Raw genomic sequence first — 8023 nt, 5'->3', positions numbered from 1 at the left:
TCGGGGCGCATCATGGGCTGGCTCCAGAAAGAAAATCGGGAGCACAGCATCAGGTCGTACTTGGGTCATTTGAAGGTGGGGTTTATGGAGCGCTTACACCCAAAGGAATCTCAACCATGGCTCATCTCATCGAAACTATGGCCTACGCTGGCGCTGCTCCGTGGCACGGCCTGGGTAATCAACTCACGCAGAAACAACCCATCGATGTCTGGCAACGCGAAGCGGGCATGGACTGGCAGATCCAGGAAAGCCCTGTGCATTTCAAATCGGATGCCGTCGGTCACCTGGGCGCTATCCATTCGTTCCCTGAGCAAAAGGTGCTGTTCCGCTCGGACACCAAGGCCCCACTGTCGGTGGTTTCTAACCGTTATCACACAGTGCAGCCACGGGAAGTTTTAGAGTTTTATCGTGATCTGACCGAGGTCTCTGGCTACGAGCTGGAAACGGCTGGAGTGCTCAAAGGTGGCCGCAAGTTCTGGGCGCTGGCGCGTACCGGTCAAGGTGCTGTGATCAAGGGTAACGACCAGGTGAACGGCTACTTGCTGTTGGCCACCTCCTGTGACGGAACCCTGGCCACCACGGCAACACCGACAACCGTGCGCGTGGTGTGCAACAACACCCTGACCATCGCCCTGGACGGCACCAGCCGCGCTATCAAGGTGCCGCACAACACGCGCTTTGATCCGAACGCTGTAAAGAAGCAACTCGGCATCGCCGTCTCGCAATGGGACGACTTTATGTACCGCATGCGTGCGCTGGCCGAACGCAAAGTGCAGTGGCATGAGGCGCTGGGCTTCTTTATGAACGTGCTGTGCGAGACCAATCCGACCGGTGCTCTACCGGAGGTGCTGCCAAACGAGCGTGCCTTGCGCAAGGTTCAGGAGCTTTACGAAGGCCGCGGCCGGGGCAGCCAGCTTGACTCGGCACGCGGCACCGCCTGGGGCCTGCTCAATTCCGTGACCGAGTTTGTCGATCACGAGCGGCGTGCACGCAGCAATGAGTACCGCATGGACTCGGCCTGGTTCGGCCAGGGCGCGCAGATCAAGCAACGCGCCCTGGACACAGCGCTGCAACTTGTCGCGTGACCTCTTACTTCCCCCCATAACGCCCGATCAGCCTAGTTGCTGATCGGGCGTTTCTATTTCCGCAAGGTGAACGCTATGACAGCTACTCCGTTGAGCAGCACCAGCAAGGCGCGCCCGGCGCTGCGCTTGATCAGTACCAAGGAACTACCGCGTGAGGATTGGCTGGCGGTACGTAAGCAGGGCATCGGCAGTTCGGATGCTGGTGCTGCGGTGGGCCTAAATCCCTACAAATCGCAGCTGGAACTGTGGATGGAGAAAACCGGGCGTGACACCACGTTACCGAAGGCAGATCCGCACGATGAAGAAAGCCCGATGTACTGGGGCAATGTGCTGGAACCAGTCGTGGCCTGGCACTACAGCAAACGCACGAAGAACAAGGTTCGGCGCATCAACGCCGTACTGCAACACCCTGGCCCTGAGCTGCCCTGGATGCTGGCCAACATCGACCGTGAGGTGATCGGTGCTGACGATGTGCAGATTCTTGAATGCAAGACAGCCGGCATAAACGGCGCACGCCTCTGGAGAGAAGGCGTGCCCGAGTATGTGCAGCTGCAGGTGATGCACCAGCTCGCCGTCACCGGCAAGCAGGCGGCAGATGTCGCGGTACTGCTGGGTGGCCAGACGCTGGAGATCCACCGCATCGAACGGGACGAGCAGATGATTGCTCGCCTGATCGAGCTAGAGCGTAAGTTCTGGCACTACGTCGAGACCGACACGCCGCCGCCTGCTGATGGCTCAGCCTCGGCTGAAATGGCTCTGCGCGCACTCTATCCGGAAGACAACGGCCAGACCGTCGATTTCAGCGGCCGTGCTGGTTTGGCAGCAGCCTACCTGGAGCTCAAGGCGGTGCGCCAATCCATCAGCGAGAAAGAAACGCGCGAGGCCCAGCTCAAGCAGATGCTGCAGCAGGCCATGGGCGAGGCCACGCGAGCGGAGTTCAGCAACGGCTATATCAGCTGGCGCAAGGCCAAGGATAGCGTTGGCCTGGACGTCACTCAGCTGCTCAAGGACAAGCCCTACCTGCAGGCCAAGTACCCGTTGCCGAAACCCGGTGCGCGGCGCTTTCTGGTCAGCTGATTCTCATCCCCTTCAACCATTCCCTCCCTTTGGCCAGTCCATGCAGTTAGCGCTGTGTGGCTGGCCTTTTTTTCGTTTGCAGGAGAACCACCATGCTCAAAGGTCTGGCTATCACCCCGCCGGTACTCGGGCGGATTTCCATCGGCAAGGTCATCGAGAAGAACGGCAAACGCCTGCCAGAGAAAGATGACCAATTCACCATCACCTCGCAGGTGCAAGGCAAGGACGGCTGGCTGCTGCACCCGCTCAATGACGAGCTGCGTAAAGGTCAAGAAGACAAGCTGCGCAGTATCCCAGTGCGCCTGCTGTTCAACGAACCGGAGCTGAATTTTCGTGCTGACTACACGCTGTTTGATCGGCAGTCTGGCAGGCCGCTGTGCGTGGGTAATGGCGAGACGTGCAAGCGCGTCACCCAGGACGGCATGCAATCACTGCCTTGCCCTTCACCCGATGCTTGTCCGTTAGCCAAAGGCGGTGCCTGCAAGCCTTACGGCCGGCTGAATGTGCTGATCGGTGATGACGATCCGCTGGGTAGCTTTGTGTTCCGTACCACCGGCTTCAACAGCATCCGCACCCTAGCTGCTCGATTTCATTACTTCCAGGCCATCTCGGGCAACCGGCTGGCTTGTCTGCCGCTGGAATTGCGTCTGCGTGGTAAATCCACCCGGCAAAGCCATGGCACGCCGATCTTCTATGTCGACCTTACCGTACGCAGCGGCATGGACATGGCTGCAGCACTGCAGGCAGCAAATGAGCTCGATGCTCTGCGGCAAGCATCTGGCTTCGATCAGGTTGCGCTGGATGAGGCAGCACGACGGGGCTTTGGCAACGGTGCGTTCGAGGACAGCGAGGAGGATGCCGGTGCCGTGATCGAAGAGTTCTATTCGAGCGCGGACACCATCACTGCCAAGGTCCAGGGTGAAGTGCTGCAACCGGCTACCACGTCGCTTGCGGGCAAGCTGGAAGCGCTCGCCTCATCAGCCAACTGACCACTACCCCCGATTGAGCCTATCGGCCAGCCGGGCTCTTTCGGAGAACCGTCATGACCGTGCTTCGATTTCTGCTGTGCCTGTTCATCTTCATCGGCGCACTGGCTGCGGCTGGAGCACTGGTTCTGAGCATTCTGCTGATGCTGCGTTTTCCGCCGTTGCTGATCGCCGTAGTCCTGGCGTGCTGGATCTTGAGCCGTCTGCTCAAACTGCTGCACACGCTCCGCTCAAATCCCCCCACGTCAGATTCCGCGTCGCAGCGGTGACCTCAACAACCTTCATAAGCGGCCTGCCAAGGCGTGGCCGCATTCACTCATAGGGAGAAGGACCCATGCTCAGACAGTGTTTGATCTGCGAGTCCAGAGCCGTCCTGACGCAGGAGGCAGCCATGGGTATCGCTCTGTTGGTCGGTCTAGCCAATGGCGCGTTACACGGAGCTCAAAATGCGCAGCCGGACGGGCAAGACCGTCTCGGATACAGCGCGCTGCTGAGCGGGCTGGCAGCCATCAGCCCAACCTACCCAACAGCGTTGCGGGCAGCTGAAGATGTGGCCAAGTATCACTTCGCGGGGTTCGACTGCATCTGCCTGCGATACGGGGCTCTGTTCAATGCAGATGCTGAGGAAGCGACCGAGCAAGCACATCGGCAGCCGTGAAATGGCGACTCACTCGCGGCCAAGCCGAACGACAAGACGCTCCACCACATCGACTACGAGTGCGCGGTCATCCGCATCCAACGCGGACAGCAATTCGTAGAGCCTGCGCGCCTGATCCTCAGGGCGTGAACTCCCCTCGGTCAACAAGTCGGCTGCATCGCAGTTAAAAATCGCTGCCAGCTCCACCAAACGCTCGACGTTGGGCATCACGATCCCCCGTTCAATGCGCGACACCGCTTCACTGCCAATCTCAAGCATCTCGGCGACCTGCTCCTGGCTCAGGCCGCAGCGAACGCGCTGTCTCGCAATCGCCTGGCCAACGCGTGTCGCCAACTGCTTCGAATCGATTTTTGGCATTCCGCCCTCCAAGTCAACTCAAATGGTCGAGCACCACCCTGTTGACATGAAGGACTTGACGAACCGAAACTCACCTTAAAAGGTTGATACGCAGCCTGAAATCCATTTCAGTTCCCCTGGTGATGAAGTGCAGATGACGAACAGTGCGTCAGCGTAAGTGCCAATACAAAAGGAAAACTCAAAATGAAGGAGATGCCCTCAACCACAACAACCGAGAATATGTGGTTCTACGAGGAAAATGGCCAACGCCTATAACAGTACCGCCAAGCCAAACAATAAGGCTGGGGTGCATCCCCCAAGCCATACATGGCACACCCATACAAGCACCATAAAAAACCCATATCAATAATTACGCACACACGAGCGCATCATGAAAAAATTAATAATACTTCTGTTGGCAGCAACTGCACTAGTAGGGTGCAAAACTGAAATAGACGACGCAGAGGTTGTCGTAAGAAACGGCCTAATTTATAAATACGGCGAGAAAGATCCTTTTAGCGGCGCTGTACTAAACATTCCATCAGACCAACGAGGCATTGATGGCTTATGCAACGTACAGATTAAAAAAGGGCGACTCAACGGAAAAAAAGAATGTTTCCAGGCGGATCAAAAAATATACGAGGTCGAATTCTTGGCAGGAAACAAGGACGGGAAAGAAATCATATTCGATGCAAACTCTGGAAAAGAGATATCCATTAAAACCTGGAAAGACAATCTCCTTAACGGACTTTCTCAGGAATACATTGCCGGAATAATGACAAGCCAAAAAGAATATAAAAATGGCAAACTCGACGGAAAGGAGCTTCGCTGGTCAGACGACGGTAAAACGATCCTAACCGAGCTTATCTGGAGCAACAACACCAAGCAAACCGGATTTGAAACAACGCCACAAGGTGAATATAAATACTTAAACGGCCAACTGCATGGTGAACAAATAACTTACAGCAAAACCAACAGTGGAAAACAATACATATACCTCGTCAAGAACTACACAAACGGCAAACTTGACGGCACATTTAAAGAATATACCACCCTCAGAAACACAGATACCCCTCAGCAGAAACTAGAAATTCTTTACAAGAATAACGACCCTGTCTCCGGCTGGTTCAATCTTTATAAAGTAGACGGAAGCCTTATTCAGAAAATCAATCTTGTTCGAGCACCGAATGATGAGGGAAAAGGCTTTTACGACGACTACCCAGGCACTCTAGTACCAGACGGTCTTGTTAAGAAATACGACAAATATCTTGATTCATTTAAAGGCGAAGAGTTCTGGATTGACGGAGTAAAAGTAAAGCAATATTTTCAGCACTACGAAAACGAGGAGCCAGACTTTCAAATACAAGACATCAACAACCAATTCACTGGATACAGCTCAGTATCCAGGGACCAGTATCTTGCCTACAAAACGGCCCAAACGTTCAGCCCCGCAAATAATCAATTAACAGCCTCCAACACACAGGCCCCCTCGGCTGAAAACTGCCTCGACGCTTGGATTAGCGCCTTCCGCGAAGAGATGGGGGAGGATGCGATGATCGTGGGTGAGCAGCTCGATGAGTGGAAAGACTGGTGTAACGAAGGGAAGCAACCGTAACAGGCATTCTTAAGCGGATATGCGCTCTACCATCCAATGAGGGCAGCCCAAAGCTGCCCTCATTGGTTAATGGCTTTTCTTTTCCCTACATGTTCAAAGCACTAGAGCCGACAACATCCGGATTTATGCCTGCCATCACCATATACCTTGGTCGCGGCCGTACAGAGATAACTCGCCCTGTAGAAGATTTTGCTAAAAGCGTCAGCATTATCAGGATTAAAGAAATGGCGCGACTCAGAACTCAAACGATAAGTAGCCTTCTTGGGCACCTCAACCAGGCCAAATACTTCATAATCCGGCACAACCTCAAGGTAATGGCCCAAGCCTCGCGCAAGCGTCACCCAGCGAAGAAACCTCTACGAAACGAAATGCAAGTCCGATAAAAACCAGCATGACTGAGGCTACCACAGTCAGTTTTAATCTCTCCGCAGTGCAATTCTATCTGCGATGTACCTGCAGGCACTTGGATGATCAAACAAACCAGACAGCTAGCCAACCCTTCTGACCAAAATCGACGAATGAATTACCACGTGCAACTCTAAATTTTACCTCTGAACGGCTCAACTAACTGATCTACATATCCGGTGGGGTAACGCCGATCACGCAGGCCGACATCATTGCTACCTGGTTGATTGACACTGTCGTAGAAGGTTTTGAAGAGCAGATCCCACACCAGCAGGAACTCACCGAAATTGACCTGGGCATCCTCGAAATCGCGCTTGTGATGCCAACGATGTGTTTCAGCTACGCCGATAATGCGCCGCAACCATCCTAGCGAGTAGTCCACATTGGAATGCTGGAAGGCCAAGTGCACTGTCAGTATCCCGAACCAAGTTGCCACCAATTCTGATGGAGTGCCCATCGCGAAAAGTACGAGCAATCCAGGGCCGGCCATGATTGCGGCATGAAGGGGATGCCGACGCTCCCCGTTCATCCAGTAGAGCCGCTCCGCACTGTGGTGAGGCTCGTGTAAATACCACAGCCAAGGGATGTGGTGACTGAGGCGGTGCATGGCATACAAACTCAGGTCTAAGATGGCTGCAACAATGAGCAGTTGTAACCAAAGAGGCAACTCGGTGGGGAACCCGCTCAGTTCAGCAGGCACTAGGTCCCCCAGGCGCGATAGTACGGTGGCAGTGAACTGGATGACCGACAAATTCACTACAAGGTGAATCAGGTCCGTCAGGGTATCGTCATGGTCGTCGAGCCAGTCCTGCCGATACGGCTGAAATCGCTCCAAGCCAGCTACGCAGCCGACTCCCAAGGCCGCTAATATGGCTGTACTCGGCCAGTAAGGAATGCCTTGGTAGAGCAGCCAGACCATACCGGCCGATACGCCACCGAAAATGGCTGGATAACTAAACCAGCGAAGTAAAAACCTCGAAGTGTTGCCCATTGTGAACCCTCCATGCAGTAGGTTTCACTCTGAACTATCCGGCCGCTACACGCTTGAACGAAGGAGCTGATCACTTGGGCTGCAGATATGCAAACCGCATCGGAGGAAGCATCTCAGTCGAAGTGAATATCAGCTTGTTAGTTTCACGTGACCGAGTGCGGAAGAGGGATCAAGCCCGAACAACGCTCGAAAAGAGCGTGAAAAATGGGCGGCATCGGCAAATCCAGCAGCATGGGCGGCGGCTGTCAGGTTATGGCCAATAGACACGAACCGTAGCGCTACAACCAGCCGATTCCATTTGCGATAGCTACGCAGCGGAAGACCAGTTTGCTCAACGAACCAATGAGAAAACCGAGTGGGCGACAGATGCACAAGCTCGGCCAGTCGTGCCCGATCATCGTGTCGCTCATCAAGCGCCTGAAGCACAGCCCGCATACGCGGATCAGCAGCCTGCGGCATTTTCAGACCCAACAACCGCCTGACCTCCTCACGAACCAGCTGAGCAGATACCTCCGGCGCTTCAAGTAGCTGCTCGATGGCAGACGTATTGCCGACAGGGATCGAGACCAACTGGGCGGCCGATATACAGCTCATGCCACGGGCCTCTTCCGACAGCGCATCAAGGTATATCGAAAGCACTTCAGTGCCTTCAATCTGATGCAGTGTGCCGGCCTTTATGCAGATGGCCGGTGCAGTAAGCGCCTGACTCGGCCTTCGCACCGTTACTTGACCGCTAAGGCCAATGGTCACTTGGTGCGCCATATGTCGATGCAGGTCATGGCTGCCAGCGTGCCCCAAGAAGATCCCCAGCCCTGGCGATACCCAGGCTTTTCCACGCCAGCAGACACCCTCGGGAATGGCCATTTAAGC

General features: G+C 54.9%; 10 protein-coding genes. 6 read left to right on the top strand and 4 right to left on the bottom strand.

Annotated elements, in window-relative coordinates:
- Nucleotides 1-116: 116 nt before the first annotated feature.
- From PKE98_RS24190 to PKE98_RS24170, 5 genes are all read left to right on the top strand, one after another.
- A complete protein-coding gene (locus PKE98_RS24190; RefSeq protein WP_271197990.1) occupies nucleotides 117-1085 on the top strand; it encodes a DUF932 domain-containing protein in 969 nt (322 codons plus the stop codon).
- Between the two features lie 75 nt (nucleotides 1086-1160).
- Nucleotides 1161-2162: a YqaJ viral recombinase family nuclease gene (locus PKE98_RS24185; RefSeq protein ID WP_271197989.1), complete on the top strand. Its 1002-nt coding sequence runs from the start codon at nucleotides 1161-1163 to the stop codon at nucleotides 2160-2162.
- A gap of 92 nt (nucleotides 2163-2254) precedes the next feature.
- Nucleotides 2255-3151: a recombination directionality factor gene (locus PKE98_RS24180; RefSeq protein ID WP_271197988.1), complete on the top strand. Its 897-nt coding sequence runs from the start codon at nucleotides 2255-2257 to the stop codon at nucleotides 3149-3151.
- Between the two features lie 53 nt (nucleotides 3152-3204).
- Nucleotides 3205-3417 carry a hypothetical protein gene (locus PKE98_RS24175; protein ID WP_271197987.1) on the top strand — a complete coding sequence of 71 codons (213 nt, stop codon included), beginning with the start codon at nucleotides 3205-3207 and terminating at the stop codon, nucleotides 3415-3417.
- Nucleotides 3418-3539: 122 nt separating this feature from the next.
- Entirely contained in the window at nucleotides 3540-3806 is a 267-nt protein-coding gene (locus PKE98_RS24170) for a hypothetical protein (RefSeq protein ID WP_271197986.1), read from the top strand.
- Between the two features lie 9 nt (nucleotides 3807-3815).
- Here PKE98_RS24170 and PKE98_RS24165 read toward each other — a convergent pair whose 3' ends face one another.
- Nucleotides 3816-4163, bottom strand: coding sequence for a helix-turn-helix domain-containing protein (locus PKE98_RS24165; protein ID WP_271197985.1), 348 nt, complete (start codon nucleotides 4161-4163; stop codon nucleotides 3816-3818).
- Between the two features lie 370 nt (nucleotides 4164-4533).
- Between PKE98_RS24165 and PKE98_RS24160 the strand changes: the two genes are divergently transcribed.
- Nucleotides 4534-5757 carry a toxin-antitoxin system YwqK family antitoxin gene (locus tag PKE98_RS24160; protein ID WP_271197984.1) on the top strand — a complete coding sequence of 408 codons (1224 nt, stop codon included), beginning with the start codon at nucleotides 4534-4536 and terminating at the stop codon, nucleotides 5755-5757.
- Nucleotides 5758-5858: 101 nt separating this feature from the next.
- On the opposite strand, the gene PKE98_RS27360 is transcribed toward PKE98_RS24160, so the two are convergent.
- From PKE98_RS27360 to PKE98_RS24150, 3 genes are all read right to left on the bottom strand, one after another.
- On the bottom strand, nucleotides 5859-6026 hold the full coding sequence (locus PKE98_RS27360) for a hypothetical protein (RefSeq protein WP_507763570.1): 168 nt from the start codon (nucleotides 6024-6026) through the stop codon (nucleotides 5859-5861).
- 269 nt (nucleotides 6027-6295) lie between these two features.
- Entirely contained in the window at nucleotides 6296-7153 is an 858-nt protein-coding gene (locus tag PKE98_RS24155; RefSeq protein ID WP_271197983.1) for a sterol desaturase family protein, read from the bottom strand.
- 129 nt (nucleotides 7154-7282) lie between these two features.
- Nucleotides 7283-8017: a helix-turn-helix domain-containing protein gene (locus PKE98_RS24150; protein WP_271197982.1), complete on the bottom strand. Its 735-nt coding sequence runs from the start codon at nucleotides 8015-8017 to the stop codon at nucleotides 7283-7285.
- Between the last annotated feature and the right edge of the window lie 6 nt (nucleotides 8018-8023).

The sequence above is a fragment of the Pseudomonas turukhanskensis genome (assembly GCF_027922365.1).
Classification (GTDB): Bacteria; Pseudomonadota; Gammaproteobacteria; order Pseudomonadales; family Pseudomonadaceae; genus Aquipseudomonas; species Aquipseudomonas turukhanskensis.
The sequence above is the reverse complement of the archived record's forward strand: the minus strand, read 5'-3'. Positions and strand labels throughout refer to the sequence as shown.

What these genes read in the sequence shown, in the direction of transcription:
- PKE98_RS24175 (WP_271197987.1), top strand. Translation starts at nt 3,205, where the DNA reads ATGACCGTGCTTCGATTTCTGCTGTGCCTGTTCATCTTCATCGGCGCA.
- PKE98_RS24180 (WP_271197988.1), top strand. Translation starts at nt 2,255, where the DNA reads ATGCTCAAAGGTCTGGCTATCACCCCGCCGGTACTCGGGCGGATTTCC.
- PKE98_RS24150 (WP_271197982.1), bottom strand. Translation starts at nt 8,017, where the DNA reads ATGGCCATTCCCGAGGGTGTCTGCTGGCGTGGAAAAGCCTGGGTATCG.
- PKE98_RS24165 (WP_271197985.1), bottom strand. Translation starts at nt 4,163, where the DNA reads ATGCCAAAAATCGATTCGAAGCAGTTGGCGACACGCGTTGGCCAGGCG.
- PKE98_RS24190 (WP_271197990.1), top strand. Translation starts at nt 117, where the DNA reads ATGGCTCATCTCATCGAAACTATGGCCTACGCTGGCGCTGCTCCGTGG.
- PKE98_RS24160 (WP_271197984.1), top strand. Translation starts at nt 4,534, where the DNA reads ATGAAAAAATTAATAATACTTCTGTTGGCAGCAACTGCACTAGTAGGG.
- PKE98_RS24155 (WP_271197983.1), bottom strand. Translation starts at nt 7,153, where the DNA reads ATGGGCAACACTTCGAGGTTTTTACTTCGCTGGTTTAGTTATCCAGCC.
- PKE98_RS24170 (WP_271197986.1), top strand. Translation starts at nt 3,540, where the DNA reads ATGGGTATCGCTCTGTTGGTCGGTCTAGCCAATGGCGCGTTACACGGA.
- PKE98_RS24185 (WP_271197989.1), top strand. Translation starts at nt 1,161, where the DNA reads ATGACAGCTACTCCGTTGAGCAGCACCAGCAAGGCGCGCCCGGCGCTG.